The following is a 26552-nucleotide window of genomic DNA, read 5'->3' as shown; positions in this document are numbered from 1 at the left end:
TGGTGGATATGAAAAGCCCCACCAGTTTACGATGGGGCTTTTGCTTACCACGTATTATAGTTCGATTGATACTTAACTTGTTTGTTCTCATAGCTCTCATTAGGGTAATCACGTTTGACAGACTGCAAGTAGCCTGAAATTGCAAATGCTGCAATAATCCCTCCTATAATTCCTATGATTATGCTGAATGTTGAGAATCCGAATGTGGCAACTACTCCAATCGCAGACAATGCTACAAGTAATAGACTGAAAAATTTCATCTTTATACCACCTCCATTTTGTATATGTAGTAATTTGGAAATTAAAGTTTATACGTTATTTTGATTGAGTGGTTTCAATAATAAAATTCAGCAAATCTTTAGACTGGCTTCATACTTATTTAAGCTAAGTGGATTATAGTAATCACATAACCCCCTTATAATATAGACTTAGACGCTGCCGAATGTTGGTGGGGTCACTTTTTTGTCCTACGAGCTTTGACTGGTGGACTTTTGCAGAAATATCCTTGTTTAAGGATATGTTGGTAATTATATGGATACGATATTAGAAAATATTTGAAGAAAAGGAATGTATCAAGAAGGAGATGGGTAAATATATGGAGAATAGAGCAAAGGAGTATAACTACAAAGGAGGAGTTAAAGTGGCAGTTAATGATAAAGTAGAGATAATATCCTCAAGTAACCCTGAGATTTATGGAATGGTGGCTACTGTAATTGATATCAAAAATGATGATATAGGGACAGAGTTGAGAATAAAAGCGGAGAATGGTTTGGATATATGGATTGATGCAGAAGATGCAGTGATCTACTAAAAAAGATAAAATGTGACAAATAGTTCTAGCTAAAGTAATAGATTAACAGTAAAATGGACCTATCTACCAAAAAAGGAGGATAGGTCCATTTATGCATATGGATTTTAGATTGTATCAAGTGATTTATGCAGGGGATTTAACGCTCAACGGTCAAGTTTTATTTGAATACCTTCGAGGGCTAGCGAAGATTCCAGGAGAACACGGCTTTGAGTATTGTGTTACGAGTGAGATCGATTATGAGAATGACCTTATTTGCGGTTGTCTTAGTGAGGAATATCCACCTAATATTAATTCCGTGGACGACGATAGAAATGTTTATGTTCCAGATGTCGCTCCATATCTTAACACGTACTTCGCGATTGATTTACAAGAGCAACGTCTTTTGATTCAGCATCGCGAATACCCTGCGAATAACTTAAGTAGGCAGCAGGCGCTTGTTCGCTTAGCGACAATCATTAAAGGCGGATTTGAATTGGCATATGGAGTTGAATTCGATTATGTCAATACAAATCGCGAGGTAACTGATGATGAATTTCTTGAAGTGTTTGAACAAAACAGAATCACCCTTATGCGAGTGAAACTATATCCACAAGGAAGACTTCTTCGTGATACCGCTGAAATTTTTGAAGACGAAGAAATCAATAGAATCTGGATTGATGGTTGGAACGCTGATGAAAGCGAAACTCATGAAATGGTTCTGAAAGCACCGGGTAGGGGAGGAGCTGGAGATCTTAGAAGATCTCCTATAGCCAATAGCCTAATCAATCTACCGGTAAAAGAAATTTTGGAACTTAATTACTGGAGTGATGAAGATGGAGCTGGAAGCATGTCCCGTACCGATTTAAGAAAATTAAGAGTTCAAGGGATAGATCGCCATACACAACCTATTACTGCCATTGATCATCTTCTTATTGATTTAAGAAATAGAAGAGGTGAAATGAGAAGATTCATTGCTTTCCGGCCATTAGAATAAAATAGTCTCCCTACCTTGTATTAGGTGGGGGGTTTTTGTTTCTGGAAAAATTTTGTTTTTGATGATATAGAGTACATATACATAATATTCCAAATGAAATATAATAACTCAAAAGTTTATAAATGGGGTGGATTGTAGTTGTGGAGTCAGTTAGCTGAAATTCCTTTGATAAAGGCACTAGGATGGGGAAGTTTTGTATTAATTATTGGTTCAATAGTTACATATCTTAGAAAAATACAGGTTGTAACTTCATTAACATCCACAAAGGTTGAGAGATTACTCTTTACAAAGGAAAAGAGACTATTTGTTAACTTAATACAATATTTAATGCAAACCCTATTCGCAGTATTGGCATTTTGTTTTTTAACACCTTTTTTCTATGAATATGGTATTACTCATTCAGCTGTATTGGTGTTCATATCTGTTGCTGTTGTAAGTTATATTGTGTTGATGTACATATCTTTAACTAATGAAAATTTTTTGGACAGGAAGTTGAAAAGAGGAACTACAGCTTTGATTTCCGTTAGTATTCTGTTCGTACATATATTGTGTTTATTTATGATAATACCAGGATATTTGGCAGTTGTTTTGTTGAACGAATCAGACGCAACCAATATAAATCTAACAGGAGACTTATGGTTGCTTATTCTTGGGTTAATACTTTTTTTAATGTTTATTAGTGGTGTTCTGGTAACATTCACTCGACACACTGCAAAACTATTATTTGATAAATTCAATCGTTTTTTGGATGAATATTTTTATATTACAGAAAAAGAAACTTCTATAAAATGGTTCATATATTACCCGATAGATAATGATTATATTCTCTTAGGAAATAAAGAAGTAACTGATAATGCAACAATATATAGAACATTGGAGCGCAAAAAAGTCTTAGAAGAGAAAATCTATTTGTTAAAAGTACCTAAAATTCCCGAAAGTACAATAGAATTTAACATATAGTTTGATGGTGATACATGAGAACTACATAAAAAGATTTGGAGAGAGAGGCTGACTTTCTTACGGCATTTATCTCGCAATGCGTAGTGTCAGTATGATGTCAGGAGGAAACATCCGGATTCGATTTGTCACCTCATGGACTACGGCAGAAGTAGAAGGGTACTCTAGAGTTCATCAAAATTACTGGAGACAGTTCGAACGGGAACGATTTGAATTTAGAGCGTACATAAAGTAACACTTCAATTTAATACATAGGAGTGACCGTATTGAGCAATATATACAAAGTCCTAAAGACAGACTCTGAATTTCTAACGGCTGCTTTGTCACAGTCTCAAGTGGATATACTTGAACGGCGTGGTGATCTGGCTGGCTGCATAATTGATTGTGAGGGTCCAGTCCAGAAATGGAGCCCCGTTAGCGTTAAGGTTAATGATGCTTATTACATGAGAAGTGAATTTGAGTTTAGGATGGTTTTGGCATAAGTATGTATAACAAACACCCCGTCAACCTTAAGTGGTCGACGGGGGATTTTTTTATTTAATTAATTTAGTAATGAAATTAAGTTCAGTGAAATGTTCATTATATTTTTCCTGCATTATGCAGTACATTCAGGTAATATTCATAATGAGGATTGCCTAGTACACAATATTCATTTGGAATACCCTTCAATATAATTAGATCATTCAGAATTTTTTGAGACAAACCTTGCATAGTAAATGAAGATATAGAGTTGTTATCTACACTTTCTAGTACAATATTGATTCGTCTTCCTTCTTGTATATCTTTCCACATAAGTTCACTTTCAGAATTTTCTGACGATCCTCTATTATCGTTAACCAAACTATTAAGATATAAGATCATTTCAGATAAATCCTGTTTCTCATCCTGAGTATAAATTGAATAAAGTAACTTTGTGTCCACTATTTTATAGCACTTTGCAATGTGATCGTACTTAGCATCTGGATCTTTTTGTAGACTTTTAAAATCTTCTTTACTTAGTTCAATAGCATTGTAATTTTTTTGAAGTAACTGTTCTGCTTGGTCTAAGGTGTAATTTGATGGTAGACCAGATGCTTTGAAATTTTCATCTAATTGTTTTAGCATTATATCTCCTTAAAAGAAAGAATGTCCTCCATCTCTATTATACGTATGATAATGGGCGTAGTAAAAATTACCTGGAAGCTGATCGCAAGTTACCTCTGGACCTTTAGGTGTATTCCCACCACCCGCCAATCTCGCAACCGCATCTGCTAATGGTGCGCTTGTAGACCAGACATTTTTGGTATTTACAGTAAATATAGGATTCACTATCCTTGCAGCTGCTTCTGACAAGTCTATTGCATTGCCCACATAAAGATTTCCACCTAAAATTCGAGCGGTATAGTGATGGTATCTTTGATCTTTCTTTAAGATATCTCTTACTTCGGTAATCACACTAATAGTTTCGTACGCTACAACTAAGGCTGCTCCTATACTAAGCAAATACCCAAGCAAGGCTTCTCCAATAATAACACCGATTGGTATTACAAAGGAAGCTTGTAATTTATCCTGTTCAACCAAAAAACTCTCATTAGTTTCTAAATTTGTGAATGTAGCATTCATTTCTCCATCGTCATTAATACTATGTATCAATACTTCATAGACTGTTTCGTTTGAGGATCCATCTTCTGATTTTTCGTTTGTTACTAGTGTCATCTCTGCTTCTTTTTTATCTACAGTCATAACACCGACTATATCTGAGTCATTTTGTTCAGTTTTTCCAAAACTGCGGAACATATCGGAATTGCCAGTAGAATATCTTGCTTCAACTTCCACTTTATTCTCATCTTTAGTTATAACATGAAAATTAGGAGATATTTCGTCTGACCGCTCACTCTTAGCATATGCTTGTGGTTGGATTACGAAACAAAACATAATAGCAAAGGAGAGTAGTGTTGAAATAATAGGCTTAATAATAGATCTTTTTTTGTTCAATTTTATCCCTCTTTCATTAAGTTAGTTTGATAAGGAACCGTTTCCATAAACATTGTCGTATCCTTTGTTGCCCAGATCTTTTGAAAGGCTCGTTAAATCATTTTTAATAAAAGTATTAATATTTTCGTTCTTAGAATAGTCGTTAATCAGGAGTAGATTTGCAATAGTTCCAGTGATATGAGCAGTAGCAAAAGAAGTCCCGTTATAAACAGCATATTGGTCATTTGGAGCCAAGCTAAGAATATCTTTGCCAGGTGCACTAAAGTCAACTTTTCCTCTAGACGCTAGGCTAAAAATATTTTCTGTGCTGTCTATCCCTGTAACGGAAACAACCTCCTTATATGCTGCTGGAAACTCAACCTCTGAACCCATCTTATTACCCACCGCAGCAACAACAATAACTCCATGTTTGAGTGCTTTCTCAACGGCTGTCTTTAATTGTGGATCATCTCTCATGATTCCAAAACTCATATTAATAATATCCGCATCGTGATCGATAGCCCATTCAATACCTCTCACAAAACTCTCAATTTCACCTTTACCTTCATCATTTAATACTTTAATAGATAAAATCTTAACATGAGGGGAAACCCCTACTAATCCGAATTCATTGTCATTTGCAGCAATGATACCTGCTATTGCAGTTCCATGACCTAATTTATCAAAAACTGGCTCTTCCAAATCAACAGCATTGTATTGAATTATGGATGTGTTCTTTAAATCTTCATGTTGCTCATCAATCCCACTATCCATAATAGCTACTTTAATCACTTTAGAGATTTTGTTAGTCAAGGTGTACGAGATCTTTTGATTTTGATAGAGAACTCCCCAAGGTACTTGCTGTTTCTTATCAAAATTGATGACACTGGCTTCTTTAGGGCTAACTATTTGATAATGGATATCACTAGAATGTTTGAAAGATGAAAATGCTAAACAGAGCCAAACTGTAAAGATTATCAATACCGCAATTGAAATTTTATGTTTATTTTCTAATATAATCCTCTCCTCTTAAATTTAGGTAAATTTCTTCGGATTTCCAATTTATTGTATTATGCAAAAATGTTTTAGTAAATACAAATTTGGAAAATAAATAAAAAATAATATAAAAATATCATAATATATACATATTTGATATTTTTATATTTCATATCCATTACTAAAATTGCTTTCTAGCAATCTGATTGAAAGTGATTTTATTACATTAGTTAAGGATCAAAAAAGATGTATAGAGCGGATCGTTGAATGAAATAGTGTATCAAGATAAATCAGGGAAGATATCTCAACGTAAAATTGAAGTAATGGGGATTCTAGGAGATCGTATCCGAGCAACATGCTTATCCACTGGAGCACAGCGCGTATTCTTGGTAGCAAATATCCTTGCTTAGCCAATGTAAGAGAAGCGCTATGCTTAGTGATACGGGCCGAAAGTTGCTGATGATTATGCGGCATTGCTCGTTGCATCATGGGTACATGCCTACGCTAGAGGTACTGGAGACAAAGAGTGGGCGGACACCATAGAAGATCCGATCTGGGCTGCAGGAATTTACAGAAAATAACTACATTCTGTGGGAGATTAAGAAACCATCAGAGAGTGCAGTTTTCGTTGAGGGATGGGAGCGAACAGAGGATCGATCAACATCAGTTTCATGGGGCTTGGACGGTGGTCATATAGATTACTGGACAAATTACTAGGAGTGCAGACATCATGGTTAAGAAACTGGAGAATATTTGGGATTGCAGCAGAATAATGCTACCGGAGCATAAGCTTCGAATTATCAGTGATGAGCGGGGGTAGCAGTGGAGGGACTGTAAAAAGCCGGTGCTTGACGCACAGGAGTGGGAATTGATTGATCGAGCGCTTGCTTACTCGAAACGGCATCGGAAGCAGATAACAATCACTCAGTTTGAACCCGTTCAAGATATTAAGATCCGGGGAGTTGGGATGGCCATAGACAGGCAGCTACGACGGAGTAAGCTGCAAATGGAAAATGATTATGACTTGATTAATATTGACGATGTGATTCAGGTGACAACATAAAAAAATGCCCCGGATGCTTTCACCGGGGCATAACTATTATTCCTCAAATAACTCATCCATTAAACTATCGATTTCTTCTTTCCGCGAGGCTGTAGCCTCAGTATCAACTATGACCTTGCCTTCTTCGAAAATAAGCGTGTCTCCAGGCTTAACCTCCGCAGGTAGTTCTGATCTAAGGACATCTTCGGTTCTACCATCAAATTCAATGACGGCATACTCACCCTCGAAACGATCAATGATTCCTTTCTGCATTTACTTGCCCCCCTTAGTCGATGTAAAGGTGATTTTATTTCCATCACTTATTGCAGTAATTGTACCTTTTTGATCAGTTCGTAACACTGAAGTATTCGCATTTTTTAACCTTGTAAGAATCCCGGAATCTGGATGCCCGTAGTTGTTTTTACCGACACTTATTACCGCATACTGTGGTTTAACGGCGTCGATGAATGCTTTGCTAGTTGAACTATTGGAACCGTGATGGCCGACTTTTAATACATCAGCTTTTAAATTCATGCCATCGGCTAACATATCGTTCTCAGAAGCCTTTTCAGCATCACCAGTAAAGAGGAAGGACTTGTTCTTATAGGTGACCTTTAAGACAGCACTCCAGTCGTTAAGATTATCCCCATACGATCTAATAGGAGCCAGAAACTTTGCCTCAACACCAGTTAAAGGAATAGTAACACCTTTAGTCACTGCTTTGATGGTACGTCCTTCATTCTTCACAGCGGTTAAAAAATCTTTGTATGTTTCAGTGGTATGTGATACCTTTGGTGCGTAGACCGATTTAACATCCAGCGCTTTGAGAACATCATCTAACCCACCAATATGATCTGCGTCAGGATGTGTCGCAACCAGGGCATCAAGTGTCTTTACACCAAGAGCATCTAGGTACTTTACTACATTCTTACCCTGATCGTTATTACCTCCGTCAATGAGGACATATTGATTATTCGGAGTCCGAATTAGAGTAGAGTCACCTTGTCCGACATCGAAAAAGTAGACCTGAAGAGTACCAATGTTCTGTTTCTTTGGTAAAAGCAAAGTTGGAGCTGGCGTAGCAGTAGGCTTTACTGTTGGTTTCGGAGTAGGTTTAACAGCTGGTTTAGCAGTGGCAGCTGGTTTTGAATCTGAACTTCCACCATTGTGGTAATGGTATTCTCCATCTTTCAGTCCCCACTTTGCGCAATTTGTGCGACAATAATGACCGCCATTTGCATCTGTGCGTCCTGGATGTGCCTCAGCAAGTACAGGCATCAACAATAAAACAAGTGACATGAAGATTGGTACAATAATTCTTTTCATAAAAAAATAAATACCCCCAATGTATGATTCTGGGAGTAGTCTATCAGAATAAGGTAATATTTTCTACTTGATTTCGTAACTATTTAATTTATCTTGGTTGTGTTCGTACGAAAAATTAATTTGTTCTTCTATTATATAGTCTGAAAAAATGAGGATATAGAAGGGCACATTGGTCACAAATTTGGTCACAAACTCATTTTAATTAAGTTTAATCGATATTAGCTAATCCCAATAAAAACAAGAGTTTTTGAATAGAGTTTAAGGCATTTATGCCTTTCCTCTATATCAGTTGGTTAGAGCGGTCGGCTCATAACCGATTGGTCGGGGGTTCGAGTCCCTCAGGGCCCACTTATCAAAAACCCTTACTTTGTAAGGGTTTTTTGCTGTCTGTAGGATTAGTGATATAAAGAAAATAGGATGGGGAAAGGCCGGGATTTTAAGTTTGCTAACGGATTTGCTAACGGGAATGATTTATCCACAGGTTCGAGTTGTTTTTCAGCGTATTTTTGCAGTTCCGCTTCTATTTGTCAGCGGCTTCTTCTTGCATGATCGGGAGTGGGTGTGAATATCGTTCGTTGAACATCGCTGGAGTCATACCCAGTCGCCAGTCGTTCCGCAGCTACTTTTGGATTTATTCCGATCGCCAACTAGAATGATGGATGTGTATGTCGCTGTCGCTGATGGTGGAATCTAATTTTTTTGACTCTTGCTTTTCGCACAAGTACAGTCGGTTCACTAGCAGGAGGTTAAAACTGAGTTGCTACGCCGTCGACGCAAACGGCGCAGTAAGGGAGGGATAGCACAGTGAGAAAACCCAGCCTTTTGCGGCAGTCTGAACGAGAAAATAAAGAAAAGACTGCCGCTGTGTTTTTGAACTGACGTTCTCCCTTAGTGGGATGAAAACTTCACTTGGTCTGGACTTTTAATTCTTCACCAATTAGCTTCGTACCTTCATAAATAACTCCCTGGTCATAATTCGTGATATCAAAATATCCATTGTAAAAATCCCAAACATCTGAATGATTCGAATACTTAGCAATAACGTCCAATATGCGATTGAAAAAATTAGTTGCTTCAGTCTCAGTAGGATTCCCTTCAACCATCAACCTGAATTTAAGATCTTTTTTACCATCGTATGAAGATGCTGTAGTACCTATCTCATCAAGTTGCCTAAAATACTTCTCGGATTTATCGACTGCATCACCTATGTCTATGCTTGCTTCCTGACTACAAGAGACAGTTAAGAATAATGAAATAGACGAGAGGATGAGTAAAATAATTCTATTTAGCAATGTACCACCTCCAATTTTATCAATAATTCCCTTTACTATAAGACGAAAGGATTTTAGAGAAGTTGCGCTAATCTGTCCGTTCGCTTGGTGGAGCTTTTCATGGAGAGCCATAGTGATTGTTGCACAGTACGAAGAAACACCACAATACCAATCTATTAAGGGGTGAGAGGATATGGATCGGGCGTGGTAGTTTTCGAAATCGCGTGGAACTCATGAGAGAGTTTGGCAGTATATTTTCTAGGATAATGGTTACTGCAACCGTGAGTGTTCGATAGGTGGACTGCTGCAGCTGCGAGGCAAGGAGTTGAAAGGGAAGGATGCGGTGAAGCAAATCATCTATGTGGTCGTAATGAACCGGAAACATCTAGCCGAACAAGCAAGCAGTCTCACTTTTTGGCTAACGGGCAGCATAGTTTAAGATCATACTCGGTGAACTGTATCACAAGTTGTGGTAAGCAGAAAGTTGAGTTGAGAGTAAAAGCAGCAATGTTAAAAATTGCAGATTGTTGTTTAAGTTACGGGAGTCGACACACATTAAATGCTACGTGAGGATTGAAAGACTGAAAGATTGATGAATAAAGGGATGCAAGCGATTCGCAAAGCTAATAATTTAGAGAGATCCTAATAAAAGATGAGGTATATGTGATGCCAAAAAACGATAATATGCTGGCAATCCTATGGATGCTGAATTCGGGCGTTAAAATGACCGCAAAACAAATATCCGAAAAGCTAGAAATAAATATAAGGACAGTCTATCGGTATATTGATGCGCTAGGTGCCAGTGGAGTGCCTATAATATCCGACACTGGTCATAATGGCGGGTATAGCTTGCTGAATAATTTTATCAGAGCACCTCTGCTATTTGATATTGAAGAAAAAAAAGCACTTCTTCATGCTGCTGTTTTTGCAAAAGAAGCCGGATACCCTTTGAGTGAGGCATTAGGTAATGCGACATCCAAATTGAAAATGTATTCGAATCAGGAACAGGAAAGTGTTCTCAGCCGTCATTTAGCCGGATTTGAAGTTATAAACCGTATGGGAGACCCTTCTATTCAGCCAGTATTGGTGGAATTGGAGCAAGCTGTAGCAAACGAATTCTCTGTAGAAATTGATTATCGCACACGCCGTGATGATCAACCCAAGACTAGGGTGATAGATCCCTATGGAATGGTTTACTGGAACAATAAATGGTATATTGTTGCATTCTGCCACCTGAGAAATGAGATCCGCTGCTTTCGGGTAGAACGGATTTTACAAATCAAGCGTACTCAAAACATATTTAAGCGTTCCGAAGCTTTTTTGGCTCGGGAATTTTTTTTGCAAAATCTATTACCTGATTTAGTCGGCAAGGACGGGTTAATTGCTTTAATTATCGAAGGTAGGTCAGAGGCGTTGGATGACTTATGCCTGCATTGGTTTTTGGGGCATCATCTGAAAGAGCGTACATCAAATCAAGCAATCTTTTTACTTGAGGAAACATCAATTCATACCTATGTTCCTTCATTTCTCTTATCCTACGGGAAATCCATTCAAGTAATCGAACCACAGAGTTTGAAGGAAAAACTTGTTGTTCTTGTGTCGGAGTTAATGGAATATTATCAACTTTAATAGCTTCACTGACAGGGGATGTCAGTGAAGCTATTTTATAATGATGATAATCATTGATTACCGATGGATGGTTGGTATCACTTGATGAATTGTAAAATAAGGAGAACTTGCAAATGAATAATACGGTATATCTTTATGTGTTTGACACAATGGCAGACTGGGAAATAGGCTACTTAACTGCCGAACTGAACTCGGGAAGATATTATAAAAAGGGGCTGGCCCCATCAAAAATAGTTACCGTGGGAATTGATAAGACTCCAGTAACTACAATGGGCGGACTTACAATACTGCCTGACATCAAATTGGATGAGTGCAGCATTGAAAGATCAGATCTATTGATTTTACCCGGTGGAGATACATGGACAGAAACCATTCACCACCCCCTCTTAAAAATTGCTGAGAGGTGTTTAAGGGAAGGTATATGGGTTGCAGCGATTTGTGGTGCTACAATGGGACTTGCCCAGACAGGATTGCTGAATTCACGTGGGCATACAAGCAATGATCTGGAATACCTTAAAATGATCTGTCCCACTTATACAGGAGAAAAGTATTACAAAATGGAGTCTGCTGTAACTGATGGAAAACTGATCACAGCATCTGGAATAGCTCCGTTGGAATTTTCTGCACACATCTTGAAAGCTTTGGATGTGTTTTCTCCAAAAACATTAGACGCCTGGTATAGCCTTAATAAGACTAATGATTCTAAATATTACTATGAGTTGATGAATTCAACAGAATGAAGGTATCAGCATTTAAGGAGGAGTAAAAATGACTGAAAACATAAAAGATATGGGAGTGTCAGGTAAATATACTAGAATGGAACACCCAAAGACTTTACATCTATTACACCATTTAGAACAGTGTGTTGTATATGGATATGGATATGGACAAGATGCCACATGAGTAACAATGTGACTTAAAATATTCGTTCCACAGGAATTCTAACGGAGTATAATAATTAAGCATAAAGGGTTCCACATATTAGTCATGTATAATATGTGGAACCCTTTATTATATCTGACTTTCCTAAAATCTAGGTCTTGATAAACACGGGAAAAAGATACTAGACTGTCGAGGGCACTAAGCTAAGGGGCAGGATACATAAATAAGTATAATCATTCTCTACCAAAAAAAGCATTGGCATTATGGTAAAATAAACCTATTACTAAAGGGAATTTAACAGTTTGATGCCGAATATTTTTGGGGGGTTAAATTGATTAATAATCTGAATATAGGGAGTTTGTTACATGAAATGCTAGCAGATTTCGTAGAAAATGAACAGTTTCCAGGTTTAGCAGTCGGAATAGTGAGGGACAACCAGATTTTATTTACTGGTGAATATGGAACAGCAAATGTATCGACAGGTGATCCCCTTATCAGGAGTACCTTATTTCACCAAGCCTCAGTTTCTAAAACCTTCGTTGCTACAGCCATCATGCAATTAGTTGAGCGTGGCAAAGTAGATCTAGATTCACCGATCACCCATTATCTACCGTATTTTAAGATGGAGGACGAGCGATTTCGCAATCTTTCAATAAGGCAGCTTATGAGCCATACCTCGGGGATGCCGGATGAAGAAGATTACGGATGGGACCGTCCTGAATATGATGAGCAAAGTCTTGAAAGATATGTAAAAGGTGTTTATCGTCACAAGTTACTGAGCGAGCCTGGCGATAACTTTGCCTATAGTAATATCGGATATGAAATTTTGGGAGACATGATCGCAAAAGTTAGCGGAATGAGCTTTGAGGAATATATGAAAAACAACATTCTTACACCAATTGGAATGCGGTCCAGTTCATTTCTGAAACTGGAAATTGAAACTCATCTAGCTGCACCTCATATTTTGGGTACTTCCAATGGTTATGGTGGCTATGTTAGTGATGTGTTTCCGTACAACAGGGCACATGGCCCCAGTTCAACCTTATATACTAATGCTGGAGATATGTGCCGATATCTGCTAATGCATCAAAACCGCGGAACTGCAGGAAATGGCTATCAATTATTACAATCCGGCAGCTATGATGAAATGTGGAAGCCACATACAACAACTAGTTACGGTCAAGAAAATGCACAGATTGGATTAGGCTGGTTTCTGGGAGAATATAAGGGTTTGCGTATCATCTCGCATTCAGGATGGGATACCGGTTTTTTGAGCAATCTGTTCCTTCTTCCCGATGAAAATATTGCGGTTTCTATTATGACCAATTGCGACTATGTTTGGCTGGGGAGCGCTCTCTATCCAATTCTTGATCTATTGCTTGGTTCGAACATTACCCACATCAAGCGATCTATTGCTCAAAAAGTTGCAGCTTTAGCTGTATCTAATGGAGTAGACAATGCGATGGAAGAATATCACCGCATCATGAGGATGGAACAAGATAAACACTATTTAATGGAATTTGAATTTATACGAATCACTGAAGCATTAACGTGGAGTGGCCATAAGGAAGACGCCTTCCGAATTCTGAATTGTGCCTCTGCAATATTTCCTGATAGTATCTCAATTTCTAGTAGGTTACAGGAATTTCAGGCAATGTTGTAGTTGGTTAACAACAAAAGCTCAAATTCATTTGGTGTTCGGATCGTTCAACTAACGGGAAATGTTAGTTCAATAAACCAACAGTAGTCTAGGACTTTTTCTTACCGGTAATATATACATAATGTTCCAAATAATTTATATTAAGGTTATAGGGTTTGGAAGTAATGGCATTGCAATTTGGAAGAACCTCGCCGGCATTGGCGAGGTTCTTATATTAATGGGGGTTGCTGGTTGACAAAAATGATAATTTTGTTGGTTATTCTTGCTATCATTACTGCTGTTTTTGTATTCAAAGTTTTATCAAGGAAGAAGAGCTGTCCTTCCCAAAGTATAGTAATTGATCCACTTAAGATTACGATCCAGGACATAGACCAAATGGAAGACGGAACTGGCTTTATAGAATATCTGTATCGTTTATTTTTGGCCATGGGTTATAGTGATACATATAAAACGAGAAGAGGCAGAGATTTTGGATCTGACTTAGTGTTTACAGACGGGGAGGGGGTTCGAAATGTCGTTCAGGCAAAGCGTTATTCCTATCCAGTAGGGTTAGGAGCTGTTCAAGAGGTCTATAGTTCCATGAGATATTACAAGGCAAAGAAGTCCATGGTAATATCCTCAAATCAATATACCTCTGCGTGTGAAGAGCTTGCTAGTTATAACGCCGTAAGATTACATAGTAGAAGTGACCTTATAGAAATTATAAACTTTTTCAAGTCAGGGCAGATTGATAAAGCGAAGGATATCCTTGAGTCAGAGCCCAGGATTATACTGGAGTCATGGGATAATTACATGAATAGCAATAAAGTAATTAAGAAGGACTTCAAAGTTGAAAAACGATGGGTTGCGAAGAAATAGATAGTTCTGAGTACAAGGAGTTTTTATAATGATGAACAATGAAGATTTTCAATACAGAAATACATATTTTTTCGTAGGGAATCCAATGATTCTATGGATCACCATACTTGGCTTGGTATTGTTAGGATTAGTTTTGTTTTATTTGATTAAGAAATACATGAAGCGGAGAAAATGAGATCAGGTATTTTAATACATAGGAGTACTGTAATGAAGAAAATCTTCAAAGAATTTGGTGTCCATTTTTGTGCGGCAACTATTCTTCTCGGTATTTCATTATTGTTCAATAATTATGATGTTGCGAATGAGAAACAACAATCTTTGATGGTTGTAATGATGTGTGGAGCCCTCATATCTATTGGTGGATATAACTATTTGGTAAACAGAAAAGGTGTTGTTGTGATGATTGTAGGAGTTATTGTATTAGGATTAGCGCTTTGTACCTTATCTTTTTAGGAGTGATCAAATTGAGCAATATTTACAAGTCCTAAAAACTGACTTTGAATTCTATCTGCTGCCTTAAAGCAATCTCACGTGGATATGCTTGAACGGCGTGGCGAACTGGCCGACTGCGTAATTAATTGTGAGGGTCCAGTACAGAAATTGGAGCGTTAAGGTTGCTGATGTTTATTACATGAGAAATGAATTTCAATTTAGGATGGTTTTAGCATAAATGTGTACATTAAATACCCCATCTACCTTAATTGGTTAGCGGGGTTAATTTCATCTCTCAATACCCAAGCACGATCAGAAAACTGGCATATCCTACATTTGTATTCAATTACAAAGGAGGAATTCACGAATGGGCGAATTTGTTGGTGGATGCGGTATTGGAGAACGTGAACGTGAACCTGAACGTTTTGTTGGTGGAGCCTTTACATCCACAGGTGCAATCTTGGTGCTCTTTATCCTGCTGGTTATCATTACTAAGGCCTGTATATTTTAAGTAGCATTCATTTACAAAGGAGGAATTATGATGGGTGAATTTGTTGGAGGATATGGCGGTGGTATCGGAGGAGCCTTTACATCTACCGGTGCAATCTTGGTACTGTTTATCCTCCTTGTAATTATTTCTAAGACTATCTGTTTATAAAATGTTAGTCTAACTATATATTAATCGACAAAATCATCCTACCAATGCAAACCATACAGCTAACACAAAAAGGCGCTGCTGCAAAGCCATGAAATGGTTTTGCAACAGCGTCTCTTTTTTTGTATCCAGCTAGACTTCTCTAATGGGTATAGCGTCCGAAAAGTTGTCACAAATCGTTGTCTCAATCGCTGTACTCTCGGTTTTCGACCATCATCCTTATGGTTTCATACTATCCCATAGCTGCTGGAATGCCCCGGACTCAACTTCGAAGAATACAGGTGCCTGGCCGTAATGTACTAGCCCTTGACCAAACAGCGTCAGCTCTACCCGGGCGTTGTCTTCCAGCTGGAGATAGAGAACCTTGCGGTCTTCGCTGTCGTAGATGCCTTGCGCGATAAGAGGCTCTGCTGCCAGCGGTTTGGCTGCTTGGAGTGCCTTCAAGAAGCCATTAAGCGCCTCGTCGTCAGCGAGCGGTGTGTACTGCTGCTGTCCGTTGTTCCAACTGTCGAAGCTTTCCCATTGTACGGAAGTAATTCGGCCTTCAATATTTAGCTTGCCAAATAGATCAGCGCCGCTGTTTACAGTGATCCCGTTTGTATGCTCATACAGTTCGGCGAATACCTCGCCGTTGATTTCCGAATAGGACATAATCAAGAAATCGGAATCATAGCCCTTTACGGAATAGATATCCGTTTCTCCGATGTTAGAAGCTAACTCAATATATTTGTCTTTACCGCTCCATTCATCGATGCCACCTGTAGTACGACCAAGCTTGTCACCGCGCAGAGCGGCAGCATCAGCTGCGTTGATTCGAGTCGCAGACTGTGTATAAATGTTATCTTTATATACGACTAGAGCGATCATATCTGCCATAACGCCAGATTTGGTATCCGGAAGTTCCAGCTTGGGAATGACAATGCCTCCGGACGCATTTGTGCCAGAATTGTCTGGTTGCTTTGGACCTGGAGTTACCTGAGCGATTTGCCCCTGAGTACTCTGGTTATTTAACTGCTGCCATATATTAGGTGCAGCTAAGCCGATCCCGGCGGCGAGGATGATACTTGCCGCGATATAAACCGTCTTGCGCGGACGCTTCCGCTCCTGCTGTTGCTCCAGTTTGTCGATCAATTCTTTTTTCATCTCTTCACTTGGTTTCATAGAATCCACCGCTTTCTTGTATAATGTTCGAAACTGATCTTCTTTCATTGTGATTCCACTCCTTCCAGCTCCAGTTTTAACAGTTGCCGTCCCCGCTGAAGTCTCATCTTTACGGCAGACTGACTAATCTGCAGAATTTTGCTGATTTCCTGGATGGGATAGTCCTCGTAATAATAAAGATGGATTACGGTTTTATACTTCATAGGCATCCCCATAACTAACTGCAGCAGAGACAAATCCTCGGGGGTGTCTAATGAAATCGGCTCAGCATTTTCCAGTTTGACCTCGCGCTTGCGCCAGCCTCTGCCTAGTAATGTTTTACAATGATTGGTGATTACCCGGATCAGCCATGCTTTCTGATGTTCAGCGTCTTTGAACTTTGGTGCTTTTTCTATCAGTTTGATGAAGGTATCCTGAGTGGCTTCTTCGGCATCTTGGCGGCTGCCTAAATGGACCAAAGCAATCCGGAACAGCATATCTGCGTAGATTTCGTAACTCTTTATCACATGATTTCCCGGCCGGGTCATGGATCGTTGCATGATTCTATGCCCCCTTTACCTTTAACACCATTTAGGACGGCATTTGGTCACATTATGTTCCTGAGAAAATTTGTTAGCGTCTAGATCAAGGGTTAGAATCAAAAAAAGGCGCGATAGCCCAGCAGCCATATCATGACTGCTGGGGCTATCGCACCTTTATAATAGAAGTTCCCCTTTACGGGAGGGTCTCCTCACTATGTTTATATGTATATTTTAGATCAAACCCTTTTACAAGAGCCATGCTATATTGATAAATCCGATCCTTCTCTTTTCGATAAAAGTATCTTGCGTTAGGTTCATCTGCAAAAATCACCGTTGTACTTACGACGGGAGCCTTACTAATCTGGGTGTGTACTTTATAAAGATCTTCATTCTTATAATCTCTCGTGGCTACCAAATAATGAATCACTTCATTGTCCATATGATTTCGGAAGGCCTGAAGCGCTAAAGAAGCGACTCCATTTACAATAACGAAGGTAATAAGAATTATTGTTGTTCTTTTCTTCATTAATTCCCTCCATTTAGCTAAAATGTATATATTATAAGATAATATATTGTGACTGGTATGTCATATCTATTGTATCTTGTAATTTACACATTAGAAGGGGGGAAGAAAATGATGCAACAAGAAGAAAAGAGAATCATGCTAGTCCCAAGCTACCAGGTCTCCGAATTTTATGGTTTATTATTTGGGGAGTTGTGGGTATGTTCCTCATTCTAACTCTTATTGGTGTGATTCAGTTTGTATCCGCCTAACAGAGTTTTATTACAAATAAGGCAGCAAATTTCCCGCCGATAGTTAAACCCGCGTAGGTAAAGAATTGCCTGGGTATACTATACTTGCTGCCTTTTTATTATGAACTTACACAAATCAGCTTCAGTCGTCTTTGGGTTCTTGCAATAAAATGGAGAAGGTTCCCGTTTCATGATCCACTTCAATCGACTCGATCCCAACAAAATCCGGAATTTCGGGGTGCACTGCATCTACGTTATAATCTGGATGAGTCATCAATAATTCAATTACTTTAATGGCTTCCATATCGATCCCCCTTGCGAGAAATTCCACCATAATAATGGTCCTTCATTGCGACTCCCTTATTATCTCCGCAGTCATTATTGAATATGTGTTAATCGTTCTTCGTTTCTTCCCATCACGGCCAATAATTGCCCCTGAAAAACACGTCTTTGAATTTGATCAATCCGCTGTAAAGCCAGCTCGTTTGGTACTTGAAATTCTGCTGCAAGATAGCTGATTGCATCTTCCCGTTGCTCAGGCAACGTCATGCGGGAGATCATGGAGTAGGGCATAGCTGCATAAAGAATAAATCGCTCAGATTCATCCTCCTGTGCCCGCGTGAAATGTTCTGGCATCAATATTTGATCCGTACCATGGCGGAGCAGGTGACAGAGCTCATGGAGAAACTCTAGCCGCTGCAGACTGGCTGGAAGCCGGTTGTCAATAAACATGGTGTACATCCCCGCTGATGCTTCGATGCTCTTGCTTCTTACATCCAAATAATGAACCCAAATATTAAGCCGTTCTGCAATATAAGCAATCGAAATTTGCGAAGGCTGAGTAAGGTTCAGACGCTTGTATAAATCTTCCGTCCACTTCTCCAGCGCAGTCATTTGATAATAGGATTTCATGTTATTCACATCATTCACCTCATTCAGAATCGATTATAGGATCGTATGTTCGTATAATAAGACAAAAGAAAAGCCCAAGGGGCTATGTAGGGTAAAAATATAAGGACACATAAGAACGAGTGTTCTTGTGTGTCCTTAGCATAATGCAATTAAACACTAATATCAAGTGTTTTTCCTAAATTCGGAGCAACGCTTTTGCCCAGCATTTCCACCATCGTCTGACTCTGGGTTTCAGCCTGATTTTTGGCAATATTCATGACTTGTATTCCTACATTTTGAGCTAAGGATGCCTGGCTCATTGCTACTGATAACGCGGCTATATCCATATTGCACCTCCTTTGTGTATATCCTGTTTATCGACTGCACCTACCTAATTCATTAGGTGAATAGCATTTGTTTGCCAATTCGCCCAAACGGCTTATCTCCTTTTTACATATCTTGTGCTGTAGTCATTAATCATTAGGAGGAATTGAAAATGGGATTTGAACATGGTTGTGGATGTAACGTAGGTCCGGTAGTAAGCCCAGCAGCAGTAGGTCCGGTGTGTAGCCCTTGGACTTCAACAGGAGCTATTCTGGTACTCTTCATCTTGCTGGTTATCATCACTAAAGCTTGCTTATTCTAAGCTAGCTGATGCACATTGTAGCCCCATCCGGTATACCGGATGGGGCTACTTTTTTTGAAGCGCTGTTCTCGTTAGCTCATTATTTAAACATAAATTCTACGCGGGTTCCATCCGCATAATCTTCTAACTGATTGCCAACCCAGCTACCTGCGCCGCGGTTATCTTTTGGGGTTATGTATTCAATATCGGCCCCTTTTCCGCCTTCATTACACATGGCCATGGGCCATTCATCGCGGTCGTAGCCTTTTTTGGTGGGGATCCCTTTTAAGGATTCTTTGCGGTTGTCTTCAGCCTGCTCACGGTTAATCGTGCACGTCGCGGACTCCCCTTTGGCAATCGCGTCCTGAATGTGCTTAGCGGTTTCAGGATAACGATCTGATGGGAAGATCAGCTGAACAACTTCTGAATCGGATGTGGACGAGGGGGCTGCCGGATCTCCGTTCTGTTCATACCAATAACCGCCCAAAGCAAGTAACACAACAATGATGAGACTGGTGAGTAGTTTCTGTATTTTCAAATCTGCTCCTCCTTTTTTGGAACTTAAAATAGTATATCTTATATCATAATGCAGTGCGATTTAATATACTTAGGAAAAATAAGAGGAGGACGGTATTGGATATGGAGTATTTGATTACGATTGAAGATCAGACGCTTATAGCCTCTGCTGAAGATATTATAACTAGACGCTATGAATGGGAAAGGCACCATGTAGGGGCGGCGCTCCGTACTAAGGCGGGGGAAATCTTTACAGCGGTACATGTAGAAGCTAGCATGGGACGAATTACAGTCTGTGCAGAAGCGATGGTGATTGGAAAAGCGATATCCGAAGGCTACAAGGAATTTGATGCGATTGTTGCGGTAAGGCATTCTGATCCGGACAGCGCGGAAAGAGAAATTAAAGTAGTTTCTCCCTGCGGGATGTGCCGTGAGTTAATTGCTGATTACGGGAAGGACTGCAAAGTTATTGTATCCGAGGACGGCCGGTTAGCTAAATATGATATTTCTGAATTACTACCGCTGAGATATACGAGGTAAATTGGAGAGTTTGCTCGGGAGCCACTAGGCTCCTTTTTTTATGGAGCCGTGAATTTATTCTGCAGTTCCTTACACTGTCCTAAATTAATTTACAACTTCATGTCCATTCGCTGAGTTCATGTCACTAGTATCCCCATACTATAACTTAAAAAAGTTAAAAGGATGTGAGAGTGGATGGAACAGCGCAATCTTCGAAATATGGTTGATTCGGCATCGAGGTTTGTGAGCGATGTTCAGTGGCAAATGGCGTATCGTAATTTGCAAATGGCTCCGGCGGATTCGGAAACGGTGCCTTCTGCTCAGAAATTGTTGAATACCCTTTATTTTCTGCAAGGAAAAGGATGGATTAGTGGACAACATGATTATTTGGAAAGCGCGGATGAGTTCAATGGGGAGCTGAAAAATACTAGCGGGCAATATGCGGCCCTTCACGGCTATGAGCTGGGCGCAATCAATAATCAGACGGCAGCACTAATAGACAATCAGCGGGATTGGGTCGTTAGCAGTGCTATTCGCTGGTATAATTCCGGTGGAATCGTAACGATAAGCTATCACGCTCAGTTGCCAGGGACAGCTCCTGCTTGGACTAATGTTTCTACGAGCATAAGCAACGCTGATTTTGACAAATATATAACCCCGGGTACCACTCAGTATAATGCACTGATCGCTGATCTGGATAAGATAGCTCTTTCTTTAAAAAAACTAAATGATGCAGGTGTTCCTGTGCTCTGGCGGCCGTATCATGAAATGAATGGCGGATGGTTCTGGTGGGGGAAGAAGAGCAACTACGTGGGATTGTGGAACCTTATGTTTGACCGTTTCACCAGCTATCATAAGCTGCATAATTTATTGTGGGTCTGGAGCCCAAACGCCAAAAATCAGTGGAGTGATGACCCTGCCGAATACTACCCAAGCGGTGATAAAGTAGATGTGCTGGCACTAGATATCTATGATGGGGATTTTAAGGGAAGTCACTATGATAGTCTATGGGATCTGGGTCGTGGAAAAGTGATCGCGATTGGAGAAAATGGAGAGCTACCGTCCCCTGCACTACTATCTAAATCACAGCCCAAATGGTCTTATCAGATGACCTGGGGCAAGCTTCTTTATGAGAAGAATACCGATGCGGTAATTAGAGCCTTTATGAACGACAGCTTTGTATTCACACGGGAAGAGTATGCTGCTGAGGCGGCAATTGTGGAAGCTATGGGAGATAGTGTGCTGCAGAGTGGACTATGGGGACAATATTACAATAATATGACCCTTAGCGGCGCTCCTGCGCTGACGCGAACGGATGCTAACATCCAATTTTCGTGGAAACAGGGTTCGCCTGATCCAGCCATTCGCATCGACGCTTTTTCAATACGGTGGAGTGGTAAGCTTACTGCAGCCTATAGTGAAACCTATACCCTTTACACCTCCTCTGATGACGGGGTGCGGGTGTGGATTGATGGTGGGCTGATCATTGACAGTTGGGTGAATCAGAGTGGGCAAGAGCGAAAAGGCAGTGTGAATCTGATTGCAGGCAAGCTGCATGAAATAAAAGTGGAGTACTATGAGAATGTGGGAGACGCGCGGATTGTATTGCAGTGGGAAAGTCCTAGCCAACCCAAAGGGGTTATTCCAGCTGGAGCATTTTATCTTCCTTAAGGCGATATCCGAACGGATTCGAGCATCCGAATATTAGCAAAAAAGCCCCGGATTCCGGGGCTTTTTTTAATGTGAAAAAATCTCAGATTTGTTCACGGTAGCTAATGTTGTTGGCGATCTTCTCGTCACGAACAGCTTTGCGCAGAACATCTTTGACGGTTTGAGCATCATGAATTTTTCGGAAAAGAAGCTGAGGTGCTGAGGCATCATCTGAAAATACAGTTAATGTACCGATGCCGAGCATCCGGTCCATGATAGATTGTGCTACGGATAAATCGCGTACACGCAGTAATTCGATCTCTTCGACATTTTTACCGATAAGTCCGGTCTTTACCATAATGCGCTGGCTTGTAATGGTGTACGTAGTAGTGTTTAGGCGTACGATTCCTTTGAGGCGATCAGAGATACTGGCTGGTTTGCCTTTCCAGAGAACGACTTCTTGAGTAGCATTTGGATTTGCTGATGGACGGCGGGCGGTCACTGGAGCGGTGCCGTCCATGCTAGTTCCGCATTCTCCACAAAATTTAGCGCCCTGCTTATATTCTGATCCGCAGGTTGTGCAATAAGGCATAAATACCTCTCCTTCCCTGATTACAATTAAAATAATTATAACATAATAGTCGTTTTACATAAATTTCATTTGCGCTTTACACAAACCGACATTATTCTGTTAAGTGGAGGGATAAATAATGAAAAAAGTGTTACTAATAGGAACGCTAATGCTGACTGTCATCCTTAGCGCCTGCAGCAATAATAATTCAACTTCATCGGCACCTGCCTCGGAAGAAGAAGTGCAGGAAACCGTGCAAAACTTCTACAATGATATGTCTAAACTTGATGAATTAGGAAAATTATCTTTAGCGGAGTTCAACGAAGCTATTGCTGCTTATTCAGCAGGAGACCTTTCGGACAGGCAGCTGGAGAAGAAGATTAACGAATTCCAGAAGACCGCAACAGACCTATCCAATCAGGCTGAAAAAGTGAAAATTTCCTCTAGCTTGCCCGAAGACATTCGTAAGCTGCTTGATGAGTCTAAGATTGCTTTTCAAAGTGCTTATTCTCTAAAAGAACAGGCCTCTCAAGGTGCTGATTCCGCAGAGGTCACTGCTGAGAAGTTCGAGGAATTGAATCAGAACGCTGACGTCGCGATGCTATACGGCATTTCCAAGCTTAATGAAGCAAGAGAAGCAACAGGACTCATCGATGCTGATGGTCAATCCACCGCTGAATCAGAGAAAGTTCAAGAATAGATCGGAAGTTAGACGCTGAACAGTTCAACTGTCAGCGTCTTTTTGATGCGATGTTGAGCTTGAGTAGAGGTAACACTGATAATCCTATAAATAAACCAGCTACGATTCCTTTTGTGAGGTCTGAGAGGGTACTGCTTCGATATACGAGGGGGTATAGACACAGGAATAATACAGGGATTAGGATGAGCAGGGCATTGTTTTTTTTCAAGTGGAAAGCTCCTCTCAATTAGATATACATTATTATACAACTTTTAAATGAAGAGGAGGATTTATAAAAGGTATCTTTTTCCTGATTATTGATTATTCAGCGAAGGTGTGGATATAATACAAACATACGTTCGTGCATAGCGGAATAAGTATAGAAATTAGGGAGGGGATACCATGGGCAAAAAGCTGGAGAAAAACGGACTTTGGGAAAGCAGTCGCATGATGCTGCCGGAGCACAAGGTAAGAATTATTAGGGATGAACGGGAGACGCTGCGCCGCATCAAGCCTATTCTTGATGAGCAGAAGCTGGAGGAGATCGAATGTACACTGGCCTTATCGTTACGGAGTCATGTGCGCGTCACTGCTGTGCTGTTTGATCCTTTTGAGAATAAGACAATAAGTGGTTTTGTGACTTCCATTCACACCCACTCGCGTGAGTTTAAGCTGCAGTGGGCGGAGGAATGGAAGTGGATCAATGTAGATGACCTCGTGGAGGTTTACATCGTCTAATGCTGAGAACCGCTGACTTCACTTTTTTCATAAGCAATTAGGGTCACCGTTGGGTTGCCGGTCAGATGTGCAATGGAAGCTTCGGCATTTCGAATAATTTCGAGCGCTTCTTCCTGCTCGCTCAGGGCAGCAACTTTATAGCTATCGCTATGAATGTCCATATGTGTTCCCACCTTTCGCTAATATTTTGCCCTTTTTTGTGGAATTGATCCAAGGTGGAGAAGCTATGAATAGGTGCTTTTCAGGGGAGATCTCGGGGATACCGGGGTCTTTTTTTTGCTGATGCAAGCAGGGGTATTAGTACAAGCGAATGGGGGAGCGGGATCATTGATTATACCAAGGGGTGATTCTATGCTGACTTTAGATCAAGTGAGGGACAAATCGGCGGCGAGGCTTGTTGGGCTTCATCCTGTTTTGGCAGCAGGGGCGAAGGCTTTGATTCAGCAAAGCTATGCCAGAGGAGTGCCCATCGTTATTACTCAGGGGTTACGGTCGATTGCTGAACAAAATGCCTTGTATGCGCAGGGGAGAAGTAAGCCTGGACCTATAGTTACCAACGCCAAGGGTGGAACCAGCTATCATAATTATGGCCTTGCGTTTGACTTTGCGCTTTTGCTGCCGGATGGAAAAAGTCTTTCCTGGGATATGAATCGTGATGGTGATAAAGATAAAATTGCGGACTGGCAAGAGGTTGTACAGGTGGGAAAACAGCTAGGGCTTGAGTGGGGAGGAGACTGGACGTCTTTTAAAGATTATTCACATCTGCAAATGGCCTTCGGCTTAACCACGACTCAACTTCGGGCAGGTAAACGTCCTACGACGGATCAGGTCAATGAAGCTTTAAAAAGGATTACTGGGGAGGATGAGCAGGTGAACAAAGACGTTAAAGTAACAATAACCTTAAACGGTGCTAAACTTACGGATGGTGTTCTTGATACCGGCATAACCTATGTACCCGTACGTGCTCTAGCTGAGGCGCTTGGAGCAAAGGTTACGTATGACGCAGCGAGTAAGACAGTGAACGTAGTAAAAGAGTAAAGCTAATCATGTATAGACAGTGCCACCCAAGGGGAAGTTATCAATGATAACTAACCATAAAGGGAGGCATAACGTTGTGAATAAGCTAATAACAAGCCTTGCATGCTGCACTGTACTGTCATTGAGTATAATGGGAGCTAGTTACGCTAATCCAATCGGGTCAGCCGCATTAGGCGGTATCCCGAACGCGAATACGGGCATGGATGGTACCATGAATAACACTCGGATGATGAATACGGAAGGCAATCTAATGAACGGTACTACGGGAACGATGAATCAGCATGAGAGCATTATGAGAGATAAGATTCGCACAGGGGAAAATTATAGACCAAACACCACTAACTACAATGACAACTACACCCGGGATAACTACAACAGAAATACGGTAACTCCACTATCCAACACTACAACAGACGGTAAATATCGGGCAACCAGCACAACTACGAATACTGGAACTACCAGCAGAGGATCTAACTGGGGCTGGCTCGGATTGTTTGGACTCTTGGGTCTTGTCGGAATGAGAAGCAGAAGTGACGAACGCAGATAAACGACATGCTTAATAACCCGTGTCGGCATATGCTGGAACGGGTTATTTTTATGGCATAAATATTTTTTCGAAAAAGTATTGCACGTTATCGAAATTCGTGATATTATATTTCTTGTCGCTTAATACATAAACAACGTATGGAGCAACAACACATAATATGCCGGGGTGGCGGAACAGGCAGACGCACAGGACTTAAAATCCTGCGGTACGTGAGTACCGTACGGGTTCGACCCCCGTCCTCGGCATCACAGTGAAAACCTTGAGAAATCAAGGTTTTTTTGTTTTTCTTAAAGGAAAGCTTCTATAATAAGCTAGGGTTCTGTGTGTCTGGAAATAACATTCGAGTATACAGGACTCAAGGTCATAATACTCCTTTTCAGTGCTTGTATAATAACAAGTTCTAGAAGGGGGTTTTTATTATGGTTAGTATTAAACAAATTAAGAACAACAAAGCAGTGGTATAGACAGAAGTGTTGTCGCAATTTTTGTTCTGGAAGAAAGAACAGGAAGCCAGCGAACAAACAAGGATTATGAATAACATGTGCGGATTTTCTTCAAGAGGTACAGCAACTCATTCGAGACTGTAGAACATCTAAAAAACAATCTGTTTGAATATCTTGGACAAGAAGGCATTAAGCCATGTACCTATAACAATCGTCAAGTTACGAACCTGCCCTGCAGCGAAAGGAAATACGCCAGTGTTTGTCGAATCGGTAAGGGAAAAGCAATGGCTCGGCCGGCGTTTATTATTAGGCGGTACGCTGCTGCAGGTGACAGTTATTGTGACCGCTGTGTTATGATTACACTGCTCAAACCAGATATTTTCTGATTAAAGCCGATTTAATGAGGGGAATGTTGTATTTTGTGCAGGAATTTAAATCGAAATAGTGAATTTGCT

General features: G+C 40.3%; 37 protein-coding genes and 2 tRNA genes. 23 read left to right on the top strand and 16 right to left on the bottom strand.

The genetic code is table 11. The features are described from left to right. Positions 1-44 precede the first annotated feature (44 nt). Positions 45-260, bottom strand: a complete 216-nt coding sequence (locus tag ACN6KS_RS22530) for a hypothetical protein (protein ID WP_440960529.1) — start codon at positions 258-260, stop codon at positions 45-47. A 335-nt stretch (positions 261-595) separates the two neighbouring features. Between ACN6KS_RS22530 and ACN6KS_RS22525 the strand changes: the two genes are divergently transcribed. From ACN6KS_RS22525 to ACN6KS_RS22510, 4 genes are all read left to right on the top strand, one after another. Beyond that, complete coding sequence (locus ACN6KS_RS22525; RefSeq protein WP_440960528.1) at positions 596-811, top strand: hypothetical protein; 216 nt, start codon at positions 596-598, stop codon at positions 809-811. Positions 812-902: 91 nt separating this feature from the next. Next, positions 903-1784: a hypothetical protein gene (locus ACN6KS_RS22520; RefSeq protein ID WP_440960527.1), complete on the top strand. Its 882-nt coding sequence runs from the start codon at positions 903-905 to the stop codon at positions 1782-1784. A gap of 138 nt (positions 1785-1922) precedes the next feature. Beyond that, on the top strand, positions 1923-2744 hold the full coding sequence (locus ACN6KS_RS22515; RefSeq protein ID WP_440960526.1) for a hypothetical protein: 822 nt from the start codon (positions 1923-1925) through the stop codon (positions 2742-2744). Between the two features lie 263 nt (positions 2745-3007). Further along, positions 3008-3223, top strand: coding sequence for a hypothetical protein (locus ACN6KS_RS22510; RefSeq protein ID WP_440960525.1), 216 nt, complete (start codon positions 3008-3010; stop codon positions 3221-3223). Positions 3224-3320: 97 nt separating this feature from the next. Here the strand turns inward: ACN6KS_RS22510 and ACN6KS_RS22505 are convergent, their stop codons facing one another. From ACN6KS_RS22505 to ACN6KS_RS22495, 3 genes are read right to left on the bottom strand one after another with little or no spacing between them, the layout of a single operon-like run. Further along, positions 3321-3845 carry a hypothetical protein gene (locus tag ACN6KS_RS22505; RefSeq protein ID WP_440960524.1) on the bottom strand — a complete coding sequence of 175 codons (525 nt, stop codon included), beginning with the start codon at positions 3843-3845 and terminating at the stop codon, positions 3321-3323. Between the two features lie 9 nt (positions 3846-3854). Next, positions 3855-4715, bottom strand: a complete 861-nt coding sequence (locus ACN6KS_RS22500; protein ID WP_440960523.1) for an SAR2788 family putative toxin — start codon at positions 4713-4715, stop codon at positions 3855-3857. Positions 4716-4736: 21 nt separating this feature from the next. Further along, on the bottom strand, positions 4737-5507 hold the full coding sequence (locus tag ACN6KS_RS22495; protein ID WP_440960522.1) for a S8 family peptidase: 771 nt from the start codon (positions 5505-5507) through the stop codon (positions 4737-4739). A 1027-nt stretch (positions 5508-6534) separates the two neighbouring features. On the opposite strand from ACN6KS_RS22495, the gene ACN6KS_RS22490 reads away from it, so the two are divergent. Then, a complete protein-coding gene (locus tag ACN6KS_RS22490) occupies positions 6535-6753 on the top strand; it encodes a YolD-like family protein (protein WP_440960521.1) in 219 nt (72 codons plus the stop codon). A 36-nt stretch (positions 6754-6789) separates the two neighbouring features. Here the strand turns inward: ACN6KS_RS22490 and ACN6KS_RS22485 are convergent, their stop codons facing one another. Together ACN6KS_RS22485 and ACN6KS_RS22480 are read right to left on the bottom strand one after the other, a co-directional pair. Next, on the bottom strand, positions 6790-7005 hold the full coding sequence (locus ACN6KS_RS22485) for a DUF3006 domain-containing protein (RefSeq protein ID WP_440960520.1): 216 nt from the start codon (positions 7003-7005) through the stop codon (positions 6790-6792). Next, entirely contained in the window at positions 7006-8058 is a 1053-nt protein-coding gene (locus ACN6KS_RS22480) for an MBL fold metallo-hydrolase (RefSeq protein WP_440960519.1), read from the bottom strand. A gap of 271 nt (positions 8059-8329) precedes the next feature. Here ACN6KS_RS22480 and ACN6KS_RS22475 point away from each other — a divergent pair. Next, positions 8330-8406 (top strand) — tRNA-Ile (locus tag ACN6KS_RS22475). Between the two features lie 557 nt (positions 8407-8963). Here the strand turns inward: ACN6KS_RS22475 and ACN6KS_RS22470 are convergent. Beyond that, on the bottom strand, positions 8964-9350 hold the full coding sequence (locus tag ACN6KS_RS22470) for a hypothetical protein (RefSeq protein WP_440960518.1): 387 nt from the start codon (positions 9348-9350) through the stop codon (positions 8964-8966). Between the two features lie 645 nt (positions 9351-9995). Between ACN6KS_RS22470 and ACN6KS_RS22465 the strand changes: the two genes are divergently transcribed. The 9 genes from ACN6KS_RS22465 (at position 9996) to ACN6KS_RS22425 (ending at position 15448) form a co-directional block, all read left to right on the top strand. Further along, positions 9996-10958 carry a helix-turn-helix transcriptional regulator gene (locus ACN6KS_RS22465; protein WP_440960517.1) on the top strand — a complete coding sequence of 321 codons (963 nt, stop codon included), beginning with the start codon at positions 9996-9998 and terminating at the stop codon, positions 10956-10958. Positions 10959-11071: 113 nt separating this feature from the next. After that, entirely contained in the window at positions 11072-11698 is a 627-nt protein-coding gene (locus tag ACN6KS_RS22460) for a type 1 glutamine amidotransferase family protein (protein WP_440960516.1), read from the top strand. Positions 11699-11726: 28 nt separating this feature from the next. Continuing rightward, positions 11727-11861: a hypothetical protein gene (locus ACN6KS_RS22455; protein ID WP_440960515.1), complete on the top strand. Its 135-nt coding sequence runs from the start codon at positions 11727-11729 to the stop codon at positions 11859-11861. Between the two features lie 310 nt (positions 11862-12171). Continuing rightward, the gene (locus ACN6KS_RS22450) at positions 12172-13503 is read left to right on the top strand and encodes a serine hydrolase domain-containing protein (RefSeq protein WP_440960514.1); all 1332 of its coding nucleotides are present in this window, start codon (positions 12172-12174) and stop codon (positions 13501-13503) included. A 237-nt stretch (positions 13504-13740) separates the two neighbouring features. Next, positions 13741-14358 (top strand): restriction endonuclease, encoded by a 618-nt coding sequence (locus ACN6KS_RS22445; protein WP_440962433.1) that lies wholly within the window; start codon positions 13741-13743, stop codon positions 14356-14358. Between the two features lie 28 nt (positions 14359-14386). After that, positions 14387-14533, top strand: coding sequence for a hypothetical protein (locus tag ACN6KS_RS22440; RefSeq protein ID WP_440960513.1), 147 nt, complete (start codon positions 14387-14389; stop codon positions 14531-14533). A gap of 32 nt (positions 14534-14565) precedes the next feature. After that, positions 14566-14811 (top strand): hypothetical protein, encoded by a 246-nt coding sequence (locus tag ACN6KS_RS22435; protein ID WP_440960512.1) that lies wholly within the window; start codon positions 14566-14568, stop codon positions 14809-14811. Between the two features lie 346 nt (positions 14812-15157). Continuing rightward, a complete protein-coding gene (locus ACN6KS_RS22430; RefSeq protein WP_440960511.1) occupies positions 15158-15301 on the top strand; it encodes a YjcZ family sporulation protein in 144 nt (47 codons plus the stop codon). Positions 15302-15331: 30 nt separating this feature from the next. Next, the gene (locus ACN6KS_RS22425) at positions 15332-15448 is read left to right on the top strand and encodes a YjcZ family sporulation protein (RefSeq protein WP_341135469.1); all 117 of its coding nucleotides are present in this window, start codon (positions 15332-15334) and stop codon (positions 15446-15448) included. 216 nt (positions 15449-15664) lie between these two features. Here the strand turns inward: ACN6KS_RS22425 and ACN6KS_RS22420 are convergent, their stop codons facing one another. From ACN6KS_RS22420 to ACN6KS_RS22395, 6 genes are all read right to left on the bottom strand, one after another. Then, a complete protein-coding gene (locus ACN6KS_RS22420) occupies positions 15665-16654 on the bottom strand; it encodes a hypothetical protein (protein ID WP_094878799.1) in 990 nt (329 codons plus the stop codon). Next, positions 16651-17145: an RNA polymerase sigma factor gene (locus ACN6KS_RS22415; RefSeq protein WP_341135467.1), complete on the bottom strand. Its 495-nt coding sequence runs from the start codon at positions 17143-17145 to the stop codon at positions 16651-16653. The genes ACN6KS_RS22420 and ACN6KS_RS22415 overlap by 4 nt, the downstream gene beginning before the upstream one ends. Positions 17146-17320: 175 nt before the next feature. After that, on the bottom strand, positions 17321-17653 hold the full coding sequence (locus ACN6KS_RS22410) for a DUF3139 domain-containing protein (protein WP_440960510.1): 333 nt from the start codon (positions 17651-17653) through the stop codon (positions 17321-17323). A gap of 369 nt (positions 17654-18022) precedes the next feature. Next, the gene (locus ACN6KS_RS22405; protein WP_170880221.1) at positions 18023-18184 is read right to left on the bottom strand and encodes a hypothetical protein; all 162 of its coding nucleotides are present in this window, start codon (positions 18182-18184) and stop codon (positions 18023-18025) included. A 74-nt stretch (positions 18185-18258) separates the two neighbouring features. Continuing rightward, positions 18259-18792: an ImmA/IrrE family metallo-endopeptidase gene (locus ACN6KS_RS22400; RefSeq protein ID WP_094874642.1), complete on the bottom strand. Its 534-nt coding sequence runs from the start codon at positions 18790-18792 to the stop codon at positions 18259-18261. Between the two features lie 149 nt (positions 18793-18941). Further along, on the bottom strand, positions 18942-19118 hold the full coding sequence (locus tag ACN6KS_RS22395; protein WP_094874632.1) for a YjfB family protein: 177 nt from the start codon (positions 19116-19118) through the stop codon (positions 18942-18944). Positions 19119-19267: 149 nt separating this feature from the next. Here ACN6KS_RS22395 and ACN6KS_RS22390 point away from each other — a divergent pair, with 149 nt between their 5' ends. After that, entirely contained in the window at positions 19268-19417 is a 150-nt protein-coding gene (locus ACN6KS_RS22390) for a hypothetical protein (protein WP_179281775.1), read from the top strand. 79 nt (positions 19418-19496) lie between these two features. Here ACN6KS_RS22390 and ACN6KS_RS22385 read toward each other — a convergent pair whose 3' ends face one another. Next, complete coding sequence (locus ACN6KS_RS22385) at positions 19497-19928, bottom strand: NucA/NucB deoxyribonuclease domain-containing protein (RefSeq protein ID WP_042194351.1); 432 nt, start codon at positions 19926-19928, stop codon at positions 19497-19499. A gap of 107 nt (positions 19929-20035) precedes the next feature. Here ACN6KS_RS22385 and ACN6KS_RS22380 point away from each other — a divergent pair, with 107 nt between their 5' ends. Together ACN6KS_RS22380 and ACN6KS_RS22375 are read left to right on the top strand one after the other, a co-directional pair. Further along, positions 20036-20452 carry a cytidine deaminase gene (locus tag ACN6KS_RS22380; RefSeq protein ID WP_440962432.1) on the top strand — a complete coding sequence of 139 codons (417 nt, stop codon included), beginning with the start codon at positions 20036-20038 and terminating at the stop codon, positions 20450-20452. Between the two features lie 174 nt (positions 20453-20626). Continuing rightward, positions 20627-22102: a glycosyl hydrolase gene (locus tag ACN6KS_RS22375; protein ID WP_440960509.1), complete on the top strand. Its 1476-nt coding sequence runs from the start codon at positions 20627-20629 to the stop codon at positions 22100-22102. Between the two features lie 82 nt (positions 22103-22184). Here the strand turns inward: ACN6KS_RS22375 and ACN6KS_RS22370 are convergent, their stop codons facing one another. After that, the gene (locus ACN6KS_RS22370; RefSeq protein ID WP_094869520.1) at positions 22185-22673 is read right to left on the bottom strand and encodes a PH domain-containing protein; all 489 of its coding nucleotides are present in this window, start codon (positions 22671-22673) and stop codon (positions 22185-22187) included. A gap of 118 nt (positions 22674-22791) precedes the next feature. Between ACN6KS_RS22370 and ACN6KS_RS22365 the strand changes: the two genes are divergently transcribed. Further along, positions 22792-23352 carry a hypothetical protein gene (locus tag ACN6KS_RS22365; RefSeq protein WP_440960508.1) on the top strand — a complete coding sequence of 187 codons (561 nt, stop codon included), beginning with the start codon at positions 22792-22794 and terminating at the stop codon, positions 23350-23352. Between the two features lie 381 nt (positions 23353-23733). After that, positions 23734-24069 carry a YolD-like family protein gene (locus ACN6KS_RS22360; RefSeq protein ID WP_094869518.1) on the top strand — a complete coding sequence of 112 codons (336 nt, stop codon included), beginning with the start codon at positions 23734-23736 and terminating at the stop codon, positions 24067-24069. Here ACN6KS_RS22360 and ACN6KS_RS22355 read toward each other — a convergent pair. Continuing rightward, a complete protein-coding gene (locus tag ACN6KS_RS22355; RefSeq protein ID WP_179085776.1) occupies positions 24066-24230 on the bottom strand; it encodes a hypothetical protein in 165 nt (54 codons plus the stop codon). The two genes, ACN6KS_RS22360 and ACN6KS_RS22355, sit on opposite strands and share 4 nt — an antisense overlap. A gap of 190 nt (positions 24231-24420) precedes the next feature. Here ACN6KS_RS22355 and ACN6KS_RS22350 point away from each other — a divergent pair, with 190 nt between their 5' ends. The 3 genes from ACN6KS_RS22350 to ACN6KS_RS22340 all read left to right on the top strand — a co-directional run bounded on the left by ACN6KS_RS22350 (position 24421) and on the right by ACN6KS_RS22340 (position 25899). Further along, positions 24421-25107 carry a M15 family metallopeptidase gene (locus ACN6KS_RS22350; RefSeq protein ID WP_094879035.1) on the top strand — a complete coding sequence of 229 codons (687 nt, stop codon included), beginning with the start codon at positions 24421-24423 and terminating at the stop codon, positions 25105-25107. 76 nt (positions 25108-25183) lie between these two features. After that, positions 25184-25654, top strand: coding sequence for a hypothetical protein (locus ACN6KS_RS22345; protein ID WP_094869517.1), 471 nt, complete (start codon positions 25184-25186; stop codon positions 25652-25654). A gap of 159 nt (positions 25655-25813) precedes the next feature. After that, positions 25814-25899, top strand: a tRNA-Leu gene (locus ACN6KS_RS22340). Positions 25900-26552 lie beyond the last annotated feature (653 nt).

The sequence above is a fragment of the Paenibacillus nitricinens genome (genome assembly GCF_052056485.1).
GTDB lineage: Bacteria > Bacillota > Bacilli > Paenibacillales > Paenibacillaceae > Paenibacillus_AQ > Paenibacillus_AQ nitricinens.
This window is presented reverse-complemented; position numbering and strand designations above follow the sequence as displayed.

What these genes read in the sequence shown, in the direction of transcription:
- ACN6KS_RS22375 (WP_440960509.1), top strand. Translation starts at nt 20,627, where the DNA reads ATGGAACAGCGCAATCTTCGAAATATGGTTGATTCGGCATCGAGGTTT.
- ACN6KS_RS22480 (WP_440960519.1), bottom strand. Translation starts at nt 8,058, where the DNA reads ATGAAAAGAATTATTGTACCAATCTTCATGTCACTTGTTTTATTGTTG.
- ACN6KS_RS22380 (WP_440962432.1), top strand. Translation starts at nt 20,036, where the DNA reads ATGGAGTATTTGATTACGATTGAAGATCAGACGCTTATAGCCTCTGCT.
- ACN6KS_RS22430 (WP_440960511.1), top strand. Translation starts at nt 15,158, where the DNA reads ATGGGCGAATTTGTTGGTGGATGCGGTATTGGAGAACGTGAACGTGAA.
- ACN6KS_RS22355 (WP_179085776.1), bottom strand. Translation starts at nt 24,230, where the DNA reads ATGGACATTCATAGCGATAGCTATAAAGTTGCTGCCCTGAGCGAGCAG.
- ACN6KS_RS22445 (WP_440962433.1), top strand. Translation starts at nt 13,741, where the DNA reads ATGATAATTTTGTTGGTTATTCTTGCTATCATTACTGCTGTTTTTGTA.
- ACN6KS_RS22440 (WP_440960513.1), top strand. Translation starts at nt 14,387, where the DNA reads ATGATGAACAATGAAGATTTTCAATACAGAAATACATATTTTTTCGTA.
- ACN6KS_RS22425 (WP_341135469.1), top strand. Translation starts at nt 15,332, where the DNA reads ATGGGTGAATTTGTTGGAGGATATGGCGGTGGTATCGGAGGAGCCTTT.
- ACN6KS_RS22460 (WP_440960516.1), top strand. Translation starts at nt 11,072, where the DNA reads ATGAATAATACGGTATATCTTTATGTGTTTGACACAATGGCAGACTGG.
- ACN6KS_RS22485 (WP_440960520.1), bottom strand. Translation starts at nt 7,005, where the DNA reads ATGCAGAAAGGAATCATTGATCGTTTCGAGGGTGAGTATGCCGTCATT.
- ACN6KS_RS22465 (WP_440960517.1), top strand. Translation starts at nt 9,996, where the DNA reads ATGCCAAAAAACGATAATATGCTGGCAATCCTATGGATGCTGAATTCG.
- ACN6KS_RS22455 (WP_440960515.1), top strand. Translation starts at nt 11,727, where the DNA reads ATGACTGAAAACATAAAAGATATGGGAGTGTCAGGTAAATATACTAGA.
- ACN6KS_RS22420 (WP_094878799.1), bottom strand. Translation starts at nt 16,654, where the DNA reads ATGAAAGAAGATCAGTTTCGAACATTATACAAGAAAGCGGTGGATTCT.
- ACN6KS_RS22400 (WP_094874642.1), bottom strand. Translation starts at nt 18,792, where the DNA reads ATGAAATCCTATTATCAAATGACTGCGCTGGAGAAGTGGACGGAAGAT.
- ACN6KS_RS22360 (WP_094869518.1), top strand. Translation starts at nt 23,734, where the DNA reads ATGGGCAAAAAGCTGGAGAAAAACGGACTTTGGGAAAGCAGTCGCATG.
- ACN6KS_RS22530 (WP_440960529.1), bottom strand. Translation starts at nt 260, where the DNA reads ATGAAATTTTTCAGTCTATTACTTGTAGCATTGTCTGCGATTGGAGTA.
- ACN6KS_RS22525 (WP_440960528.1), top strand. Translation starts at nt 596, where the DNA reads ATGGAGAATAGAGCAAAGGAGTATAACTACAAAGGAGGAGTTAAAGTG.
- ACN6KS_RS22505 (WP_440960524.1), bottom strand. Translation starts at nt 3,845, where the DNA reads ATGCTAAAACAATTAGATGAAAATTTCAAAGCATCTGGTCTACCATCA.
- ACN6KS_RS22370 (WP_094869520.1), bottom strand. Translation starts at nt 22,673, where the DNA reads ATGCCTTATTGCACAACCTGCGGATCAGAATATAAGCAGGGCGCTAAA.
- ACN6KS_RS22350 (WP_094879035.1), top strand. Translation starts at nt 24,421, where the DNA reads ATGCTGACTTTAGATCAAGTGAGGGACAAATCGGCGGCGAGGCTTGTT.
- ACN6KS_RS22395 (WP_094874632.1), bottom strand. Translation starts at nt 19,118, where the DNA reads ATGGATATAGCCGCGTTATCAGTAGCAATGAGCCAGGCATCCTTAGCT.
- ACN6KS_RS22390 (WP_179281775.1), top strand. Translation starts at nt 19,268, where the DNA reads ATGGGATTTGAACATGGTTGTGGATGTAACGTAGGTCCGGTAGTAAGC.
- ACN6KS_RS22435 (WP_440960512.1), top strand. Translation starts at nt 14,566, where the DNA reads ATGAAGAAAATCTTCAAAGAATTTGGTGTCCATTTTTGTGCGGCAACT.
- ACN6KS_RS22405 (WP_170880221.1), bottom strand. Translation starts at nt 18,184, where the DNA reads ATGGAAGCCATTAAAGTAATTGAATTATTGATGACTCATCCAGATTAT.
- ACN6KS_RS22520 (WP_440960527.1), top strand. Translation starts at nt 903, where the DNA reads ATGCATATGGATTTTAGATTGTATCAAGTGATTTATGCAGGGGATTTA.
- ACN6KS_RS22365 (WP_440960508.1), top strand. Translation starts at nt 22,792, where the DNA reads ATGAAAAAAGTGTTACTAATAGGAACGCTAATGCTGACTGTCATCCTT.
- ACN6KS_RS22410 (WP_440960510.1), bottom strand. Translation starts at nt 17,653, where the DNA reads ATGAAGAAAAGAACAACAATAATTCTTATTACCTTCGTTATTGTAAAT.
- ACN6KS_RS22415 (WP_341135467.1), bottom strand. Translation starts at nt 17,145, where the DNA reads ATGCAACGATCCATGACCCGGCCGGGAAATCATGTGATAAAGAGTTAC.